We start from the raw sequence: 18,672 nt of genomic DNA, 5'->3' as shown, positions 1-18,672 counted from the left end.
AAGAAACGCTCCATTTCCATTGCTGCAGGGTTGAGTTGGGGCCGCCTCATGGCGTCCGCATCGCTGATGCTGCCGTACGGGACTGACAGCGGCCGTCGACCCGATGCGGTGGGGGGCGACCGAGGCCGTCGGCGCCGAGGCCGTGTGCCGGAGGGCAGCCCCGTCGCCGGCAGGGGGTGTCGGTGTCCGCTGGCAGGATCACCGCCATGGTTGTCGTACGCACTACTCCGCCGCGGCCCGTGGACGTCACCGCGGTCTTTCCCGAACTCGCGCCGTCGGCGCGTCCCGCCGTCCGGCTGCATCCCCGTCCCGGGGCGCCGTCGGCCGCGGACAGCTCGGTCGGAGGGCCCCTGCTGTGGCCGGCCGACGAGCCGTGGCCGCACTGCGAAGCCGCGCACCTGCACCTGGACAGCGGCTTCCGCCGGCCGCCCGCCGAGGTGCGACTGGACAGGCGCATCATGGCCCGGCGGCACGCTGATCACGGCGGCCCCGCGATGACGCCCGAAGAGCAGACCCTCAGGGAGCGCTGCGCCACGATGATGGAAGAGCGTTTCGGCGCCGACCTCCCGGAGCCGGCTGACTGTCCCGTTCCCCTGCTGCCTGTGGCCCAGCTGTATCTGAGGGACGTGCCCCTGCTGCGGCCTCCCGCCGGGGCCGACGTGCTCCAGGTGCTGTGGTGTCCCTACGACCACGAGCCGGACTGCAAGCCGTCGACCGCCCTGTTCTGGCGGTCCGCGGCCGAGGTGGCCGACATCCTCGCCACCCCGCCGGAGCCGTACGAGGTGAACGACGACGGCTACGTCCCCGAGCCGTGCACGCTGGCACCGGAAGCGATCACGGAGTATCCCAACAGCCTCGATCTGAGCCCCCGGGAGCGGTCGATGGTGGAGGACCGGAGCCGGTGGCGGGCGGCAGGCGCCGACCCGGACAGCTCCCACGCCGACTCTCCGCGGGGCTTCTACGACATTCATCTGGCAGAGGCGCCCGGATGGAAGGTCGGCGGCTGGCCGCCCTGGGGCCGCACCGATCCCTGCCCCCGGTACTGCGCCGTCTGCGATGCGCGGATGGTCCCCCTGCTGACCGTCGCCTCCTTCGAGTGGGACGGCGGCGAGGGACACAGCTGGGCACCTCACGAGGACCGGGAGGCCGCCGTCGCCGCCGCTGCCGTCGGCTACTGCTGCGGGCAGCGGCCCTCTCAGCCGACCAAGGTCGCCGTCGGCAGCACCGACAACCTGCAGATCTACGTCTGTCCGACCTCACCCGACCATCCCCACACCGACCTGATCCAGTAGGCCGGAGTCCCGGCGGAGCCTCCCCTGGTGCCGGGCCGGCGGTGCGCCCGCCTGCGGGGCGAGTCCCCGGCTGTCCGCGGTCGGCCGGGATGTCTCCGCCCGGGGCCACCGACCGGGCGAGGACACCTCCGCCGCCTTGCCGCATCCGCAGGGGAGCCGCATCCGCGGGGCAGCCGCCCGTGCGGCTCCCCTCCCGCGCCGTCCATGACCTGCACGATTCGGGGTACCAGGCGGGGATGCCCGATGGGCATGCCCGGCGGAACACGACGGCGAGGGGTGGACATCGGCGGTGACGAGCTCGGACGCGGTCTTCGCTTGCATGGGCGTCGGTGCGCTGCTGGCGGCTGTGCTGCCACGCGCTCTGTCCGGGCGGCCCCTGTCGTTGCCGCTCGTCTTCCTCCTGTGCGGCATCGGCGTGTACCTGCTGCCGCTGCCACTGCCCGCGATCGACCCGGTGCAGCACCGCGTCGCGGCCGAGCACATCACGGAAGTCGTGGTGATCGTCTCGCTGATGGGCGCGGGACTGGCTCTCAACCGGCCGGTCGGTCTGCGCCGGTGGGGTGCTACCTGGCGGTTGCTGGGCGCCACCATGCCGTTGACGTTTCTGGGCACCGCACTGGCGGCCTGGTGGCTGCTCGACTGGCCGCCGGCCGCCGCCCTGCTGCTGGGGGCGGTCCTGGCGCCGACCGACCCCGTGCTGGCCGCGGAGGTACGGGTCGGCGAACCCACGGATGACGAACACGACGAGGACGAGGTGCGGTTCGCTCTCACCAGCGAGGCGGGCCTGAACGACGGACTCGCCTTTCCGCTGACGTACGCGGCCGTGGGGCTGGCCGCCGCCGCGGGCAATGGCTGGTCGGCCGGGTGGATCGGTCCCTGGGCCGCCCAGGACGTCGCGTACAAGTGCGCTGTCGGCGTGCTGGGCGGGCTCGCGGCGGGACGGCTGCTCGGCTGGCTGTTCTTCCGGGCACGATCGACGGTGCTGCGGCTGTCGCGGCACCGGGAGGGTTTCGTCGCACTGGGCGCCACCTTCCTGGCCTACGGAGTGACGGAGGTGGCCGGCGGCTACGGCTTTCTGGCCGTCTTCATCACCGGGTGCGCCGTCCGGTCGTCCGAGCGGACGCACGGCTACCACAACGTGCTCCACGACTTCGCGGAGCAGGTGGAGCGCTTGCTGACCGCGGCAGTGCTGTTCCTGCTGGGGGCCTTCATCGCGCTCGGCGGACTGTCGGCCCTCACCTGGCGGGGCGCGGCCGTCGCCGCGCTGCTGCTGCTGGTGATCCGGCCGCTGTCGGGGTGGGCCGCCATGCCGGGGAGCCCGCTGGGAAGCCGGGAGCGCTGGGTCGTCGCATCCTACGGAGTGCGGGGGATCGGCTCCCTGTACTACCTCTCCTACGCCTTGGGGCAGCACGGCTTCTTTGTCCCGGAACGGGAACTGTGGGCAGTGGTCACCTTCACCGTGCTGGCCTCGGTGGTCCTGCACGGGATCACCGCGGGCCCGGTCATCGCCCGCCTCGACCGCACCCGGGACGCCGGATCGGTGTGACGGGGAATGGACACCGGTGCCTGGGGAACACGGCGGTGTGGCACCGGGCCGCGCCGGTCCGGAGCCGGAACCGTCGCCGGAAGCAGGCCGTCGCCGGCCGAGCGCGCAGGGCCGGGGACTCCGCCCGGACCCGTCCACCGGGCGGCCCGACGGGCCACGGGTTCCACTGGCACCTGAGCGGCCGCGCCCGCCGGAGGGGCGGCCGGAACATCAGTGAGGGAGGCGGGACGATGCCCGCAGGATCGAGCCCGAAGCGCGAACGGCAGTACGAGCACGTCAAGGACAGCGCGAAGAAGCGCGGAGAGTCCACCGAGCGGGCGAAGGAGATCGCGGCCCGCACCGTCAACAAGGAGCGGGCCCGCAGCGGGGAGTCGAGGACCGCGTCCCGGACCTCGGTCGAGGACCCGAAGTCGGCCTCCCAGCGCGGCGGACAGCGCAGCCATCAGGGTGCGCAGGGGCCGACGAAGGACCAGCTCTACCAAGAGGCCCGGAAGAAGAACATCGACGGTCGCTCGACGATGAACAAGCAGCAGCTCAAGCGGGCCCTCGGCCGCTGACGTACGACCCGGCGCGAGCGCCGTCACCCGCGGTGCCCGTGCCCGGCGCCCGGCACCCGGCCCGTGCGGCCGGTGGCACATGCGGGCCGTGGCACGTGCCGGGCTCCGCGTCGCGGGTCCGGCGTCCGCTCCGGTGCGCCTCCGACGCCGTCGGCACGACGCCGCGCCGCACCGAACCGCCGCGCCGCACCGGTCGCTGCGGGAGACCAGGGACCCGGGGGCCGGGGCCGGAAGGGCCATGTCCCTGCTCCGCTCCGGTGCCGCTTCTGCGTGTCCGCCCACCGTTCGGGAGGCCGGCGCGGTGCGACTGCTTGTCTGGCCGGGTACCCCCGCACCGCCCAGGAGGAGAACCGCATGACGAAGGACGAAGGCCCCGCGTACACCGTGCCCGGCGTCAGCCGTGAGGACAGCAGCGAGATCATCGCGTTGCTGCAGCAGCGTCTGCACGCGCTCAACGACCTGCACCTGACGCTCAAGCACATCCACTGGAACGTCGTCGGACCCCACTTCATCGCCGTCCACGAGATGATCGACCCTCAGGTCGACCAGGTCCGTTCGATGACGGACGACCTCGCCGAGCGCATCTCCACCCTGGGCGGCGTGCCCAAGGGGACTCCGGGAGCGCTCGTCGCCGAACGGTCCTGGGACGACTACTCGATCGGACGCGCCGAGGCGATCGAGCACCTCGGCGCCCTCGATCTCGTCTACACCGCGGTCGTCGGAGACCACCGGGCGGCGATGGACGCGACGGAGACGCTGGACCCGGTGACGCAGGACATGCTCATCGAGCAGCTGCGCGGCCTGGAACTGTTCCAGTGGTTCGTGCGGGCCCACCTCGAGTCCAGCGGCGGCCGGCTCAGCACCCGCGGCGCCGCCACCGAGAAGGCAGCCGCCGATCAGGCCGGGAGCCAGGCCCGCAACCAGCCGTGAGACCGCGTCCCCCGGGCCGGGGGACGCGGTCCGCCGGGCGGCCCGGTCTCCGGCCTCACCGGTCGCCTCCCCGGACGGAGGGCCTGCGCCGGCAGGCCCTCCGCAGGCCACGGAGCCCTGTCAGGTCCGCCAGCTCCAGTCGGCGACTTCCGGCAGGTCGGTGCCGTGTTCGCGGATCCAGGCGTGGTGACGGGTGCGGACGTCGGCCATGGCCTGGCGCACGCCCGCGGCACGTACGGCCAGGCCGGGCACCCGGTCCACGACGTCCATGACCAGGCGGTAGCGGTCCAGGTCGTTGCGGACGACCATGTCGAAGGGCGTGGTCGTGGTGCCTGACTCCTTGTAGCCGCGTACGTGCAGGTGGGCGTGGCCGGCGTGCCGGTAGGCGAGCCGGTGGATCAGCCAGGGGTAGCCGTGGTAGGCGAAGATGACCGGCCGGTCCGTTGTGAAGAGGGCGTCGTACTCGGCCGGGGTCATGCCGTGCGGGTGCTCCCCGGCGGGCATCAACCGGGTCATGTCCACGACGTTGACCACCCGTACGGCGACGTCCGGCAGGTGTTCGCGCAGCAGTTGCGCGGCCGCCAGGGTCTCCTGCGTGGGGACGTCCCCGGCACAGGCGAGGACCACGTCCGGCTCGCGGCCCGGGTCCTCGGTGCCCGCCCACTCCCAGATGCCGGCGCCCCGCGCGCAGTGGGCACGCGCCTGGTCGAGGGTCAGCCAGTCGAAGCCGGGCTGCTTGCCGGCGACGACCACGTTCACCCGGTCGCGGCTGGCGAGGACGCGCTCGGCCGTGCAGAGCAGGGTGTTGGCGTCGGGCGGCAGGTACACCCGCACCACTTCGGGGCTCTTGTTGAGGACGTGGTCGACGAAGCCGGGGTCCTGGTGGGAGAAGCCGTTGTGGTCCTGACGCCAGACGTGTGAGGTGAGCAGGTAGTTCAGCGACGGCAGAGGTGCCCGCCAGGACAGCCGGCGTGACGTGGTCAGCCATTTGATGTGCTGGTTGACCATCGAGTCGACGATGTGGACGAACGCTTCGTAGCAGGAGAACAGGCCGTGGCGGCCGGTCAGGACGTAGCCCTCCAGCCAGCCCTGGCAGAGGTGCTCGGAGAGGACCTCCATGACCCTGCCGTGCGGGTCGAGGTCCTCGTCGGTGGGCAGGGTGTGCTCCTGCCACGCCTTGCCGCTGGCGCCGTAGACGGCGGTGAGCCGGTTGGAGGCGGTCTCGTCCGGGCCGACCAGGCGGAAGTCGCGGCGTTTCGCGGTGTCGGCCATCACCCGGGCGAGCAGTTCGCCGAGGACCGCGGTCGGCTCGTGCGTCGTGCGGCCCGGCGCGTCGACGGGGACGGAGAACTCCTCCAGCGGGGGCAGGGGAAGTCCGCGGACGAGGAGTCCGCCGTTGGCGTGCGGGGTCGCGCCGAGACGGCGGGCTCCTTCGGGTACGCAGGCCAGCACCTCGGGCCGGGGGCGGCCGTCCGCGTCGAAGAGATCGTCGGGGCGGTAGGAGCGCAGCCAGCGCTCCAGCTGGGCGAGGTGGGCGGGGTTGTCGCGGACGCCGGGGAGGGGCACCTGGTGGGAGCGCCAGGTGCCTTCGACGGGGAGGCCGTCGACCTCGCCGGGACCGGTCCAGCCCTTGGGGGTGCGGAGCACGATCACCGGCCAGCGGGGCCGGCCGCCGCCCTTGTCGCCGCCGGTGCGGGCGGTGTGCTGGAGCTCCCGGACGCGGTCCACCGCGGTGTCGAGCGCGGCGGCCAGGGCCCGGTGGACGTGTTCGGGGTCGTCGCCCGCGACGTGCAGGGGCTCGTGCCCGTAGCCGCGCAGCAGGGTGTCGAGCTCGTCCTCGGGGAGCCGGGCCAGGAGGGCGGGGTTGGCGATCTTGTAGCCGTTGAGGTGGAGGATCGGCAGCACGGCGCCGTCGTGACGGGGGTCGAGGAAGCGGTGGGAGTGCCAGGAGGCGGCCAGCGGTCCCGTCTCCGCCTCTCCGTCGCCGATGACGCAGGCGACCAGCAGGTCCGGGTTGTCGAACGCGGCGCCGTAGGCGTGGGCGAGGGAGTAGCCGAGCTCGCCGCCTTCGTGGATCGAACCCGGGACCTCCGGGGCGACGTGGCTGGGCACGCCGCCGGGAAAGGAGAACTGCCGGAAGAGCCGGCGCATGCCCTCCTCGTCGCGGCCGACGTCCGGGGCGATCTCGCTGTAGCTGCCGTCGAGCCAGGAGCCCGCGAGGACGGCGGGCCCGCCGTGGCCGGGCCCCCAGACGCACAGGGTGTCGGTGCCGTTCCGCCGGATGATCCGGTTCAGGTGCGTGTACACGAGGTTCAGGCCGGGCGATGTGCCCCAGTGCCCGAGCAGCCTGGGTTTGATGTGGTCGGGTGTGAGCGGTTCACGTAGAAGGGGGTTGTCCAGGAGGTAGATCTGGCCGGCGGCGAGGTAGTTGGCCGCGCGCCAGTGGGCGTCCAGGGCCCGGACCTCCTCATCGGTCAGCGGCGTGCGGTGCGGGCCGGGGGCGGAGCTCATGACGTCCTCGTCTCGTGGAGTCCTTGGTTCTGAAGGGCACACCTCTCAGTCATGCCCTTCGGCGTTCCCCGCCGGCCCGTACCGACACCCGATCGGAGGCATGCCGAAGCGGCCCCGGCCGGTGCGCGCGGGACCGCGGACCTGGTCCGGCCGGTGGGCTCGGGGCGGCGGCCCCGGCGGCTGTGCTCAGCCGGGGGCCGCGGCGGCCAGCGCGTCCCGCACGTGCGGGAAGAAGCGGAGTGCCCGGTCCGTGCCGGTGGCCTGCAGAAGGCGCCGGGGCTCTGCGGCGAGCGGTCCGGCGATCCACACGCTCCGGCCGTCTTCGAGGGGGGCGAGGAGTTCGTGCAGCGGGGGCAGGTCCAGGAAGGAGAGGTGCGCGACGTCGACGACGATCTGCTTGCCGCTCGCGCGGGCGTCCTCGACCGCCCAGTGGAGCAACGGAGCCGAGTCCATGTCGAGCGCGCCGCTCAGCGTGACGACAGCGGCGTGCTCCGTCAGGTGCACCTCGGCCACCGGGCCGGGATCCGCAGGGGAGACGGTCATCCCGACACGTTGGCACACCCGCACGGCCCGTCCCACCTCGCCGCACTCCGCTCGCCGCACTCCGCCCGCCGTGCGACGGGGCCGCGCCTGCTCCCTCAGCGGGCCGTGGTCCCGGAGCCTGCGGGGCCGCGCGGCGAGCGCAGCACGAGCAGGGTGATCTCGCTGGGGGCGAAGACGCGGAACGGCGGGCCCCAGAACCCGGTGCCCCGGCTGGTGTAGAGCTGGGTGCGGACGCCGTGGCGGCTGAGGCCCGCGACGGCCGGCTGGTCGAGCCGGACCAGGTAGTGGAAGGGCCAGATCTGGCCGCCGTGGGTGTGGCCGGAGAGCTGGAGGTCGACGCCGTGCTCCGCCGCGCGGCCGACGAACGCGGGCTGGTGCGCGAGGAGGAGCACGGGCAGGGAGGCGTCGGCGCCGTCGAGCGCTCCCGCGAGGTGGGCGCGGTGACCCGCGAGGCCGGAGGACTCGGCGGTGACGTCGTCGACACCGGCGACCACCAGGGTGTCACCGCCGCGTTCCAGCAGCAGGTGACGGTTGCGCAGCGGCTCCCAGCCCAGTTCGTCCATCAGGTCGACCCACCCCTGGGCCTCGCTGTAGTACTCGTGGTTGCCGGTGACGTAGACCCGGGCCCGGGACGCCCGCACGGTGCCCAGCGGGGCCGCCTGCGCGCGGCGGCGCTCGGCGGTGCCGTCCGCGATGTCGCCGGTGTGGCAGACCAGGTCCGCCTCCAGGGTGTTCACCGTCTCGCAGACCCGCGCGGACCAGCGGGCGCGGTCGAGCGGACCGTAGTGGGTGTCGGTGATCAGGGCCACCCGGGTGCCGTCCAACCCGGTTCCCAGACGCGGGAGTTCGACCTCCAGCCGGCGCACCCGCGGCACCCGCCGCGCCTCCGCGTACCCCCAGGCGAGCAGCACGGCGGCCGTGCCGAGGACGGCCCAGGTGACGACGCGCGCCCGGTCCTGGGCGTCGCCGGCACCGGCCGCGGCCAGGGCGCCCCGCAGCAGCACGCCGAGGAGCACGGACCAGGTGAATAGGACCCAGACCGCGCCCAGCAGCGTGTCCCCGGCGATCGCCGCGCCGTCCTGCTGCCGCCGGCCGTGTCCGCGTGCCATCGCGAGCGGCATGGCGACCAGGCCCAGGGCGAACAGGGCGGTGCCGGTCAGCGCGACGGGCCGGGGCCAGTGCTGGCCGGTGTGCAGCAGCACCCAGCACGGCACGGCCCACAGCAGGACGGGGGCGACCAGCGGGATCCACCGCATCAGGCGGCGCAGCCGGCCGGGCGGCTCCCCCTGCGCCGCGTCTGCTGCCGGTGGGGTGCTGCTGGTCCCGGTCACGGTTCTCCCTGAGATCCTGCGAGGCCCTGAGGTCCTGCGCGGCGGTCACTCGGACAGCCCATTGTCCGCCCCCGTTCACGCCGGTGCACACCAGGTCGCAGGCTTACGCACGCACGCCGTCCGAGGGTCCCCGCACGCTCTACCGACGCGCACCCGCCTGCGGAAATGATGACCTCACCGCACATGGACCGGCCGATCCGAGGCCCCGCCGCCCCGCGCGGGCGGACCTCGGCGAAAGGAGTTCACGGTGTTGCTTCTCATCTCCCCGGACGGCGTCGAGGAGGCCCTCGACTGCGCGAAGGCGGCGGAGCATCTCGACATCGTCGACGTCAAGAAGCCCGACGAGGGATCGCTCGGCGCCAACTTCCCCTGGGTCATCCGGGAGATCCGCGACGCGGTGCCGGCGGACAAGCCGGTGTCCGCGACCGTGGGCGACGTGCCGTACAAGCCCGGCACCGTCGCGCAGGCGGCACTCGGCGCGGCCGTCTCCGGTGCCACGTACATCAAGGTGGGCCTGTACGGATGCACCACCCCCGAGCAGGGAGTCGAGGTCATGCGGGCGGTCGTGCGGGCCGTGAAGGACCACCGTCCGGACGCGCTCGTCGTCGCGTCCGGCTACGCCGACGCCCACCGCGTCGGCTGCGTCAACCCGCTCGCCCTGCCCGACATCGCCGCCCGCGCCGGCGCCGACGGGGCCATGCTGGACACCGCGATCAAGGACGGCACCCGGCTCTTCGACCACGTCCCGCCCGACTCGTGCGCCGAGTTCGTCCGGCGCGCCCACGCGTCCGGTCTGCTCGCCGCCCTGGCCGGCAGCGTCCGGCAGGCGGACCTCGGCACCCTGACCCGCATCGGTACCGACATCGTGGGCGTGCGGGGGGCGGTCTGCTCCGGCGGGGACCGCAACGCAGGACGGATCAGACCGGACCTGGTCGCCGCCTTCCGCGCGGAGATGGACCGGCAGGCCCGGGAGCACGCCGCCGGCCTCCCCGCCGTCTCCTGACCGCCGCGATGACGGCACCGGAACCCGGCCGCGGCCCGGGACACCGCGCCGCACACTTCCCCGTCGCCGACCCGGCCACCGGGGAGACCTTCGGCGAGGCCCCCGACCAGTCGCCCGAGGTCCTGGACGACGTCGTCGGGCGGGCCCGGCGCGCCTGGGCCGTCTGGCGGGACGACCCGGACGCCCGGACCGCGTGCCTGCACGCCGCCGCCGACGCCGTCGAGGCGGCCGGCGACCGCCTCGCCCCGCTGCTCACAAGGGAACAGGGCAAGCCCCTGGCCGAGTCCCGCGCGGAGGTCGCCCGCACGGCGGCCCGGCTGCGGTACTTCGCCCGACTGGCCCCCCGCACCCGCCGGATCGACGACGGCCGGCCCGTGCGCAGCGAGATCCGGTGGCGTCCGATCGGTCCCGTGGCCGCGATCGTGCCGTGGAACTTCCCCCTCCAGCTGGCGGCGGCGAAGTTCGCGCCCGCGCTCGCGGCGGGCAACACCGTGGTCCTCAAGCCGTCCCCGTACACGCCTCTCGCCACCCGGCTGCTCGGTGACGTCCTCGCCGCGGTCCTGCCCGAGGACGTTCTGACCGTCGTCACCGGACGGGAGCCCCTCGGCGCCCGTCTCGCTGCCCACCCGGGCATCCGCCACGTCACCTTCACCGGCTCGGTGGAGACCGGGCGGGCCGTCGCCCGGGCGGCCGCGGACCCGCTCGCCCGGGTGACGCTCGAACTCGGCGGCAACGACGCGGCCGTCCTCCTGGACGACACCGACGTGGAGCGGATCGCCGACCGGCTGTTCTGGGCCGCCTTCCGCAACTGCGGACAGGTGTGCATGGCGGTCAAACGCGTCTACGCCCCGGCCCGGCTCCACGCCCAGGTCGTCGAGGCGCTCGCCCACCGCGCGAGGACCGCCGTCGTGGGACCCGGCCTGGACGAGGCCACCCGGATCGGGCCGGTCGGCAACGCAGCCCAGCTGAGCCGGGTCGAGCGGGTCACGCGCCGGGCCCTGGCGGCCGGGGCGCGGGCCGCGGCCGGCGGCCACCGGCTCGACGGACCGGGCCACTTCTTCGCGCCGACGATCCTCACCGGTGTCCCTCCGGACGAACCGGTGGTGACCGGGGAGCAGTTCGGGCCCGTCCTGCCGGTGCTGCCCTACCGGGACCTCGACGAGGCCGTCGACGCGGCCAACGCGACCGGCTTCGGCCTGGGCGGCTCCGTGTGGGGCACCGACCTGGACCGGGCGGCGGCGACCGCGGACCGGCTCGACTGCGGCACGGCGTGGATCAACCACCACGCCGAACTCTCCCTCGCCCAGCCCTTCGCCGGAGCCGGGGCGAGCGGGGTCGGCGTCGCGGGCGGACCGTGGGGGCTCTACGGCAACCTCCGGCCGTTCGTCGTCCACCGCCCCGAGGGGGACGGCCCATGAGGTTCCGAGCGGCGGTGCTGCGTTCGTACGAGTCCCCCTTCGCCCTCGAGGAGGTCGTCCTCGCCACCGGCCCGGCGCCCGGCGAGATCCTGGTGGAGATCGCGGGCTGCGGGATGTGCCGCACCGATCTCGCCGTCCGGCGCTCGGCCGGCCGGACCCCGCTGCCGGCGGTCCTCGGCCACGAGGGTGCCGGCGTCGTCGTGGCGGCGGGCGACGGCACCGGCGGCACCGGCGGCACCGAGGGCATCGGCGTCGGCGACCACGTCGTGCTGAGCTTCGACTCCTGCGGGGAGTGCCGGAACTGCCGCGCTGCCGCCCCCGCCCACTGCGACTCCTTCGCCTCCCTCAACCTCTTCGGCGGGCGCACCGCGCAGGCGGGGCGCCTCACCGACGCCGCGGGGCGGGCGCTGGCCCCCCGGTGGTTCGGCCAGTCCTCCTTCGCCGAGTACGCGCTCGTCCCGGCACGCAACGCCGTACGCGTCGATCCCGCACTGCCGATCGCGCTGCTCGGTCCGCTCGGCTGCTCCGTCCTCACCGGAGCCGGAGCCGTCCTGAACACCTTCCGCGCCGGTCCCGGCGACACCCTCGTCGTCCTCGGCGCGGGAGGTGTGGGCCTGGCCGCGGTGATGGCGGCCGGCGCCGCCGGGGTGCGGACCGTGGCCGTCGACGGGAACCCCGCCCGGCTGGCCCTGGCCGAACGCTTCGGAGCGACGCCCCTGCCCGCCGCCACGCCCCGGCTGGCCGAGCGCATCCGCCGCCGGACCGACGGCGGCGCCCGGTTCGCCCTGGACACCACGGCCTCGGCGCCGCTGATCAACGAGGCGCTGCGCGCGCTGCGCCCGACCGGCGTGCTGGGCCTCGTGGCACGCCTGCACACCCCGCTCGCGCTCGAACCGGGCACGCTCGACCGGGGCCGCGCCATCCGGCACATCTGCGAAGGGGACGCCGTGCCGGGACTGCTGATCCCCCGGCTGATCGGCCTCTGGCAGGCCGGCCGTCTCCCCTTCGACGAATTGATCCGCACCTACCCACTGGCCGACATCGACGAGGCCGAGCGCGACTGCGACGCAGGACGCGTGGTCAAGCCCGTCCTCCTGCCGGATAGAGGAGACCGATGACCGACACGACCACCACCCGCGGCGCCCGCCGTCCCGGCACGGACGGTGTGGACTCGGGCGTGGGACTGACCGCCCTCCTGGTCGCCGCGGCACGGGCGATCGAGACCCATCGCACCGACAGCCTGGCGCGCGACGTCCACGCGGAGCACTTCGTGCGCGCGGCCGCGCCGTGCGCCGACTGGCCGGTGCGCATCGAGCAGGTGCCGGACGGCGACGACGACCCGCTCTGGGGAAGGTTCGCCCGCTACTTCGGCCTGCGGACAAGAGTCCTCGACGACTTCGTCGTCCGGTCCGCGGGTGCGGACATCCGCCAGGTGGTGCTGCTGGGTGCGGGGCTGGACACCCGGGCCTTCCGGCTCGGCCTGCCGTCCGACTGCGTCGTCTACGAGGTGGACAGGGCGGGCGTCCTGGAGTTCAAGGAGCGGGTGCTCGCGGACGCCGCGGCGGCCCCCAAGGCGAAGCGCGTGCCCGTGCCGGTCGATCTGCGCGACGACTGGGCCGCCGCACTGACCTCCGCCGGCTTCGACCCGGCGGCCCCGGGTGTCTGGCTTGCCGAGGGGCTGCTCTTCTACCTGCCGGCCGCCGCCGAGACGTACCTCGTCGACACCGTGGACCGGCTCACCGCCCCGGGCAGCGCCCTGGCCTTCGAGGCCAAGCTGGAGAAGGACCTGCTCGCCTACCGCGACAGCGCGATCTACACGGCGACGAGGGAACGGATCGGCATCGACCTGCTCGGCCTCTTCGACCCGGGGCCTCGCCCGGACTCGGCGGGCGACCTGGCGGCCAAGGGCTGGTTCACGGCGATGCACACGCCCTTCGACTTCACCCGGCGGCTCGGCCGCGGTCCCCGCCCCGAGCCGAACGACGCCCTGGAGGGCAACCGCTGGGTCTTCGCGCACAAGCCCGGGCCGTGAGGCCCCGGGGGCGGCCGTCCGGGACGTCCGCCCCCTGTCCGCGCCGCGTCCGCCCCCGTGCCGCCCGTGCCGCACGGCCCCGGACCGGCCGCGTGCCGCACGGACACGACTCGTGCGGCACGGGGCCCGTACGGCCCGTACAACGCCCGGGGGCGTACGGCCCGCACGGCGCCCGGGTCACACGGCCCGTACGGCCACCAGCTGGTCGCCCGGGATCCCGGCCAGGTCCGGCGCGTAGTAGTCCCTGATGCCGGCGGCCCAGGTGGCGACGGCGACGCGGTCGTCCGCGTCCGGGCCGAAGGCGTCGAACAGGGCGTGGATGTTCGGCTCGGCGAAGCCGATCGCCGTCATCAGCGAGACGAACAGCGGACGCTCGATCAGCCCGTCCCCGTCCGGGTCCCCGAGCGCGGAGAGCGCCCGGGCGAACTCGTCGACCACGGACCCGAAACGGGCGGGGTCGAGCACGAACGGCCGGAACTCCTCGACGCTGATCACCCCGTCGCCGTTGGCGTCCAGCTCCGTGGCCAGCGTCGTCCACCAGCGGTGGAACGAGGCCCGCAGAGCCTCCCTCGCACCGTCGTCCGACGCGGTCGCCACCCGCAGGACGCGACCCGTCATCAGGTCGAAGTCCTCGGAGTCCAGGACCCCGTTGCCGTTGGCGTCGAAGAGTGAGAAGACCAGCTCGGCCCGCTCAGCGGCCTCGGTTCGCATGTCTGCCACCTGTCTCCTGCGGTCCGGCCGTGCCGGACCTGGCCCGATGAGTGCTCCCTGTACAACCGCGGGCGGCGGCGGTACGTGACGGTCCGACCGGTTCCCGAACCGGAACGGGTGACATCGCCGGCGCCGTACCGCCCCGGGGCCGCCCGCACCGGTGGCCCGGCCGCCGTACGGGTGCGCGACCGCTTGATCGTCAACGGTCGGGGTAGCAAGCCGGTATGGCTACTGACGACGCATCCGCCGACGCGAGCGGCTACGTGCAGCCCGAGATCGACGTCCCGGCACTGACCGCGCTGCTCGACGGCGAGTACCACGAGATCCGGGACCTGGTCCGCACCAACCTGGTGCGGTACGCCTCCGTCCTCGACGAGGCCGACGAACTCGGGACCGACGCGTTCCGCGAGCGGGTGCGCGAACTGGTGGTCGAGATGGCCGCGACGGGCCAGACCGGCATGGGCTTCCCGAAGCGGTACGGAGGCGGCGGCGACGTGGGAGCCTCGATCGCCGCGTTCGAGACCCTCGCCTACGGCGACCTGTCGGTCCTGGTGAAGGTCGGTGTGCAGTTCGGGCTCTTCGGGGGTGCGATCCTGCACCTCGGCACCGCCCGCCACCACGACGCCTATCTGCCCGACCTGATCGCGGGGCGGCTGATGGGGTGCTTCGCGATGACCGAGACGGGACACGGCTCCAACGTCCAGGCCCTCGGCACCGTCGCACGGTACGACGCCGGCACCGGCGAGTTCGTCATCACCACCCACGGCGACCAGGCCAGCAAGGACTACATCGGCAACGCGGCCCGTCACGGCGAACTCGCGGTCGTCTTCGCCCAGCTGGAGGTGGGGGAGAAGTCCGAGGGCGTCCACGCCTTCGTCGTGCCGATCAGGACCGGCGGCGACGTGGCACCCGGCGTCCGGATCGAGGACGACGGCCGCAAGATGGGCCTCAACGGCGTCGACAACGGCCGCATCCGGTTCGACGGCGTGCGCGTGCCGCGCGAGGCCCTGCTCAACCGCTTCGCCGACGTCACCCCCGACGGCGTCTACGAGAGCTCGATCGACAACCCCGACCGCCGCTTCTTCACCATGCTCGGCACCCTGGTCCAGGGCCGTGTCAGCGTCGGCGGCGCCGGGGTCGGCGCCGCCAAGGTCGCTCTCTCGATCGCCCTCAGGTACGCGGTGCGCCGACGGCAGTTCGCGACCACGCCGGACGCGGGGGAGCAGCTGCTCCTCGACTACGGGCTGCACCAGCGCCGTCTGCTGCCGCTCCTCGCCCGGACCTACGCGCTGCACTTCGCGCAGGACGTCGTCCGCGGACATCTGCACGAGGTCTTCTCCGGCCACACCGACGATCCGCAGGCGCGGCGCCGGCTGGAGTCGCGGGCCGCCGGTACCAAGGCCCTCGGCACCTGGCACGCCACCCGCGTCGTCCAGGAGTGCCGCGAGGCCTGCGGCGGCGCCGGCTACCTCGCGGTCAACCGGTTCGCGGCCCTCAAGGCCGACAGCGACATCTTCACCACCTTCGAGGGCGACAACCACGTCCTGCTGCAGCTCGTGGCCAAGGGGCTGCTCACCGACTACGCGAGCGAGTTCGAGGATCTCGACCAGCGCGGCATGGTCCGCTACGTCACCGGTCTCGCCGTCGAGACGGTCATCGAGAAGACGTCGGTGCACAAGCTGCTGGAGCGGGTGCGCGACCTGCTGCCGGGCGGCGACGAGTGGGACCAGGAGGCCGGGCTCCTCGACTCCGAGTACCAGCTCGCCATGCTGCGCTACCGGGAGGAGCACATGCTCGCGGGCGTGGCCCGCAGGCTCAAGCGCGGGGTCGACCAGAAGCGCGATCCGGGCGCGGTCTTCTCGCAGGTGCAGGACCATGTGATCGCCGTCGCCCGCGCCCACGTCGAGCGGCTGGTGCTGGAGGCGTTCACCGACCGGGTGCGTGCGATGCCGGAGGGCGGCAACCGGGTCGCGCTGGGGCTGCTCTGCGATCTCTTCGCCCTGTCGACGATCGAGGCGGACCGGGCGTGGTTCATGGAGCACGGCCGGCTCACCGTCCAGCGTTCGAAGGCGATCAGCCGCGAGGTGAACGACCTGTGCCGCAAGGTCAGGCCCCTCGCCGTCGACCTGGTGGACGCGTGGGGCATCCCGCCGGAGATGCTGCGCGCGCCGGATCTGGTGGGCTGACGCGGGGGCCGGGGGCCGGGGGCCGGGGTGCCGACCGCGGGCCGCGGGGCCCGGCGCCGGACCGTGTGCCCCGGTCCGGCCCGGGGCGTCCGGCACCCGGACTCCCCATCCAGGTTCGGTAAGGCTAACCTTGCCTCATGGCGAAGATCCACCGGCTCACCCCGGAGCAGCCCGGCATGTTCCGGGCCGAGGTCGTGCGTTCCGCACGGATGTCCCCCTCCGTCCAGCGCGTGACGGTCAGCGGCCCCGAGCTCGGCCGCTTCCCGTGGCTCGGATACGACCACTGGTTCCGCCTCTTCCTGCAACTGCCGCATCAGCAGGGCGCCCTGAGGCTTCCGGAGTTCACGGGAACCCGGTGGTGGCAGCCCTATCTGGCCATCCCCGAGCGCGAACGGCCGCACTGCGCCAACTACACCGTGGCCGGCTTCCGCGCCGGTGCCGCCGAGATGGACATCGACTTCGTCCTGCACTGCGGCCCCACGGGCGAGCTGGAGGGCCGTGCCGCGATCTGGGCGTGCTCGGCGCGCCCCGGCGACAAGCTCGCCGTGCTGGACCAGGGCATTCTGTTCGACTGCCCCGAGGACGCCACCGAGGTGCTCGTCGTGGCCGACGAGACCGGCCTCCCGGCCACCGCGGGAATCCTGGGCTCCCTGCCGCGCGACACCGTCGGCCGGGTGATCCAGGAGGTTCCCACCGCGGGTGACCGCCGCACCATGGACGGACCGCCCGGCGTGGCCGTCACCTGGGTCGTCCGCCGCGACAGCCGTTCGGTGCCCGGTACCGCCGCCCTTGCCGAACTCCTGCGCCACACCGAGGTCGACGCCGGGGGCTACGCGTTCGTCGTCGGCGAGTCGGCGCTCGCCACGCAGGGGCGCAGGCACCTGCACGGCCTCGGGCTGCCGAAGGACCGCATCACCTTCTCCGGCTTCTGGAAGCACGAGGCGAGCACCGCCGCCTGACCGGAGCGGTGCCGGGGCGTGCCGTGCGCGGGCTCCGCTCAGTCCGCGCGCTCCGTCAGTAGTTCTTCCACTCGTGGCGTGAGTACTCCAGCACGACCGGGTCCATCAGCGTGCTGGCCCGCACCTTCTGCGGACGGCGGTCGACGGGGAAGACGGCGGCCGCCCGGAGCACGGCGTCGTCGAGGAAGCGGAGCGGCGGCACGCCGTCCGCGAGGCGCAGTGCGGGCGCCCCGTCGCCGCCCGGGCGGGCGAGCACATAGCCCCAGTTCCCGAAGCTGGGCACGTCGACCTGGTACGGCGTCGTCCCGTATCCCGCCGCGGCGATCGTCGCCTGGATCGACCAGTACGACTTGGGCGCGAAGAAGGGCGAACCGGCCTGCACGACGACCTGGCTGTCGGGGCCGAGCACCTTGCGGAGCAGGTGGTAGAACTCCACCGAGTAGAGCTTGGCCAGCGCGGCCGTGTCCGGGTCGGGGAAGTCGATGACCACCGTGTCGTAGCGCTCCCGCGCGTCCCGCAGCCAGTTGAAGGCGTCCGCGTTGACCGCGGTCACCCGCGGGTCGGCCAGCGCCCGGCCGTTGAGGTCGCGCAGCGGGCCGAAGCTGCGGGCGAGACGGGTCATCGCGGGGTCCAGGTCGACCAGTGTCACCTTCTCGACGTCGTCGTAGCGGAGCACCTCGCGCAGCGCGAGAGCGTCGCCGCCGCCGAGGATGAGCACCGAGGAGTGCTCGCCCGACATCGCCGGATGGACCAGGGCCTCGTGGTACCGGTACTCGTCGACGGACGAGAACTGGAGGTCGCCGTTGAGGAACAGCCGGGTGTCCTGCTCGCCGGTGAACGCGGTCGAGCGGGTGACCACGATGTCCTGGTACGGCGTCGTCTCGGCGTGGATGATCGGATCGCGGTACAGCTGCTGGCGGGCCGTCACCTCGATGTCGTCGGCGAGGACGTACACCGTCCCGAGCGCCGCCATGACCACGGCCATCCCGGACAGCAGGCCGATCCGCACCACGCGCCGGGTCTGCCGCCGGAAGATCCACAGGACGACGAGCACCCCGGCCAGCGCATTGACCGCACCCACCACCAGGGCGCCCTTGAGCTGGCCGAAGACCGGCAGCAGCAGGAACGGGAAGCAGAGGCCGCCGATGAGGGCGCCGATGTAGTCCACGGCGAAGATGTCGGCGACCGCGCTGCCCGCCTCCTGGCGCCGGATCCGCTGCAGGAGCGTCATCAGCAGCGGGATCTCGGCGCCGATCAGCAGGCCGACGACGAACGAGACGACCACCATCGCCGGCATGTAGACGCGCAGCCAGGCGAAGCAGACGTACAGCACGAGCACGGACAGGCCGCCGGCGAGCGCCAGCAGCCCCTCGACGAGGGCGAATGCGCCGACCGCCCGCTTCTGGAGCGGTTTGGCCGCCAGCGACCCGATGCCCATCGCGAAGACGATGACGGAGATGACGACCGAGGTCTGCATCACCGAGTTGCCGATGAGATAGCTGCCCAGCGCCGTCAGCGCGAGCTCGTACACGAGCCCGCAGGCGGCGCAGAGGAAGACCGCGAACAGCAGCAGGAAGCGCGACCCGCGCGAGTGCACGGGCCGCGCTGCCGCGGCGGCCGGAGCCGTCGCGGCCGGTGTGGTGGTGCCCACGG

15 protein-coding genes are annotated in these 18,672 nt (G+C 73.6%); 10 read left to right on the top strand and 5 right to left on the bottom strand.

Features of this window, described 5'->3' with window-relative positions; all coding sequences use genetic code 11:
* Positions 1–206: 206 nt before the first annotated feature.
* The 4 genes from IAG43_RS03475 to IAG43_RS03460 all read left to right on the top strand — a co-directional run bounded on the left by IAG43_RS03475 (position 207) and on the right by IAG43_RS03460 (position 4,325).
* Positions 207–1,292, top strand: a complete 1,086-nt coding sequence (locus IAG43_RS03475) for a hypothetical protein (RefSeq protein ID WP_187739277.1) — start codon at positions 207–209, stop codon at positions 1,290–1,292.
* Positions 1,293–1,581: 289 nt separating this feature from the next.
* Positions 1,582–2,838 carry a cation:proton antiporter gene (locus tag IAG43_RS03470; RefSeq protein ID WP_187739276.1) on the top strand — a complete coding sequence of 419 codons (1,257 nt, stop codon included), beginning with the start codon at positions 1,582–1,584 and terminating at the stop codon, positions 2,836–2,838.
* Positions 2,839–3,068: 230 nt separating this feature from the next.
* Positions 3,069–3,395 (top strand): plasmid stabilization protein, encoded by a 327-nt coding sequence (locus IAG43_RS03465; protein ID WP_187739275.1) that lies wholly within the window; start codon positions 3,069–3,071, stop codon positions 3,393–3,395.
* Positions 3,396–3,749: 354 nt separating this feature from the next.
* Entirely contained in the window at positions 3,750–4,325 is a 576-nt protein-coding gene (locus IAG43_RS03460) for a Dps family protein (RefSeq protein WP_187739274.1), read from the top strand.
* A gap of 120 nt (positions 4,326–4,445) precedes the next feature.
* Here the strand turns inward: IAG43_RS03460 and IAG43_RS03455 are convergent, their stop codons facing one another.
* The 3 genes from IAG43_RS03455 to IAG43_RS03445 all read right to left on the bottom strand — a co-directional run bounded on the left by IAG43_RS03455 (position 4,446) and on the right by IAG43_RS03445 (position 8,710).
* Positions 4,446–6,836: a phosphoketolase family protein gene (locus IAG43_RS03455; RefSeq protein WP_187739273.1), complete on the bottom strand. Its 2,391-nt coding sequence runs from the start codon at positions 6,834–6,836 to the stop codon at positions 4,446–4,448.
* A gap of 186 nt (positions 6,837–7,022) precedes the next feature.
* The gene (locus tag IAG43_RS03450; protein WP_187739272.1) at positions 7,023–7,379 is read right to left on the bottom strand and encodes an STAS domain-containing protein; all 357 of its coding nucleotides are present in this window, start codon (positions 7,377–7,379) and stop codon (positions 7,023–7,025) included.
* Positions 7,380–7,474: 95 nt separating this feature from the next.
* Positions 7,475–8,710 carry a metallophosphoesterase gene (locus IAG43_RS03445; protein WP_187739271.1) on the bottom strand — a complete coding sequence of 412 codons (1,236 nt, stop codon included), beginning with the start codon at positions 8,708–8,710 and terminating at the stop codon, positions 7,475–7,477.
* A gap of 247 nt (positions 8,711–8,957) precedes the next feature.
* Between IAG43_RS03445 and IAG43_RS03440 the strand changes: the two genes are divergently transcribed.
* The 4 genes from IAG43_RS03440 to IAG43_RS03425 are packed head-to-tail and all read left to right on the top strand — an operon-like array spanning position 8,958 to position 13,163.
* Entirely contained in the window at positions 8,958–9,713 is a 756-nt protein-coding gene (locus tag IAG43_RS03440) for a (5-formylfuran-3-yl)methyl phosphate synthase (protein ID WP_187739270.1), read from the top strand.
* 8 nt (positions 9,714–9,721) lie between these two features.
* Entirely contained in the window at positions 9,722–11,131 is a 1,410-nt protein-coding gene (locus tag IAG43_RS03435; protein ID WP_187739269.1) for an aldehyde dehydrogenase family protein, read from the top strand.
* On the top strand, positions 11,128–12,249 hold the full coding sequence (locus IAG43_RS03430; RefSeq protein ID WP_187739268.1) for an NAD(P)-dependent alcohol dehydrogenase: 1,122 nt from the start codon (positions 11,128–11,130) through the stop codon (positions 12,247–12,249). Before IAG43_RS03435 ends, IAG43_RS03430 begins: the two co-directional genes overlap by 4 nt.
* Complete coding sequence (locus IAG43_RS03425; protein WP_187739267.1) at positions 12,246–13,163, top strand: SAM-dependent methyltransferase; 918 nt, start codon at positions 12,246–12,248, stop codon at positions 13,161–13,163. The genes IAG43_RS03430 and IAG43_RS03425 overlap by 4 nt, the downstream gene beginning before the upstream one ends.
* A 177-nt stretch (positions 13,164–13,340) precedes the next feature.
* Here IAG43_RS03425 and IAG43_RS03420 read toward each other — a convergent pair whose 3' ends face one another.
* On the bottom strand, positions 13,341–13,874 hold the full coding sequence (locus IAG43_RS03420) for an EF-hand domain-containing protein (protein ID WP_187744283.1): 534 nt from the start codon (positions 13,872–13,874) through the stop codon (positions 13,341–13,343).
* A 224-nt stretch (positions 13,875–14,098) separates the two neighbouring features.
* Between IAG43_RS03420 and IAG43_RS03415 the strand changes: the two genes are divergently transcribed.
* Together IAG43_RS03415 and IAG43_RS03410 are read left to right on the top strand one after the other, a co-directional pair.
* Complete coding sequence (locus IAG43_RS03415) at positions 14,099–16,060, top strand: acyl-CoA dehydrogenase family protein (protein WP_187739266.1); 1,962 nt, start codon at positions 14,099–14,101, stop codon at positions 16,058–16,060.
* A gap of 137 nt (positions 16,061–16,197) precedes the next feature.
* Complete coding sequence (locus tag IAG43_RS03410; RefSeq protein ID WP_187739265.1) at positions 16,198–17,019, top strand: siderophore-interacting protein; 822 nt, start codon at positions 16,198–16,200, stop codon at positions 17,017–17,019.
* A 55-nt stretch (positions 17,020–17,074) separates the two neighbouring features.
* On the opposite strand, the gene IAG43_RS03405 is transcribed toward IAG43_RS03410, so the two are convergent.
* Positions 17,075–18,670, bottom strand: coding sequence for a polyamine aminopropyltransferase (locus IAG43_RS03405; protein WP_187739264.1), 1,596 nt, complete (start codon positions 18,668–18,670; stop codon positions 17,075–17,077).
* Between the last annotated feature and the right edge of the window lie 2 nt (positions 18,671–18,672).

Source organism: Streptomyces genisteinicus (genome assembly GCF_014489615.1).
Classification (GTDB): domain Bacteria; phylum Actinomycetota; class Actinomycetes; order Streptomycetales; family Streptomycetaceae; genus Streptomyces; species Streptomyces genisteinicus.
Note: the sequence above shows the minus strand (reverse complement) of the source record. Positions and strands in the feature narration are given on the sequence as shown.

Excerpts from the sequence above, each read along its gene's own strand:
- IAG43_RS03475 (WP_187739277.1), top strand. The coding sequence starts at position 207 with ATGGTTGTCGTACGCACTACTCCGCCGCGGCCCGTGGACGTCACCGCG.
- IAG43_RS03465 (WP_187739275.1), top strand. The coding sequence starts at position 3,069 with ATGCCCGCAGGATCGAGCCCGAAGCGCGAACGGCAGTACGAGCACGTC.
- IAG43_RS03460 (WP_187739274.1), top strand. The coding sequence starts at position 3,750 with ATGACGAAGGACGAAGGCCCCGCGTACACCGTGCCCGGCGTCAGCCGT.
- IAG43_RS03455 (WP_187739273.1), bottom strand. The coding sequence starts at position 6,836 with ATGAGCTCCGCCCCCGGCCCGCACCGCACGCCGCTGACCGATGAGGAG.
- IAG43_RS03450 (WP_187739272.1), bottom strand. The coding sequence starts at position 7,379 with ATGACCGTCTCCCCTGCGGATCCCGGCCCGGTGGCCGAGGTGCACCTG.
- IAG43_RS03435 (WP_187739269.1), top strand. The coding sequence starts at position 9,722 with ATGACGGCACCGGAACCCGGCCGCGGCCCGGGACACCGCGCCGCACAC.
- IAG43_RS03430 (WP_187739268.1), top strand. The coding sequence starts at position 11,128 with ATGAGGTTCCGAGCGGCGGTGCTGCGTTCGTACGAGTCCCCCTTCGCC.
- IAG43_RS03425 (WP_187739267.1), top strand. The coding sequence starts at position 12,246 with ATGACCGACACGACCACCACCCGCGGCGCCCGCCGTCCCGGCACGGAC.
- IAG43_RS03420 (WP_187744283.1), bottom strand. The coding sequence starts at position 13,874 with ATGCGAACCGAGGCCGCTGAGCGGGCCGAGCTGGTCTTCTCACTCTTC.
- IAG43_RS03415 (WP_187739266.1), top strand. The coding sequence starts at position 14,099 with ATGGCTACTGACGACGCATCCGCCGACGCGAGCGGCTACGTGCAGCCC.
- IAG43_RS03410 (WP_187739265.1), top strand. The coding sequence starts at position 16,198 with ATGGCGAAGATCCACCGGCTCACCCCGGAGCAGCCCGGCATGTTCCGG.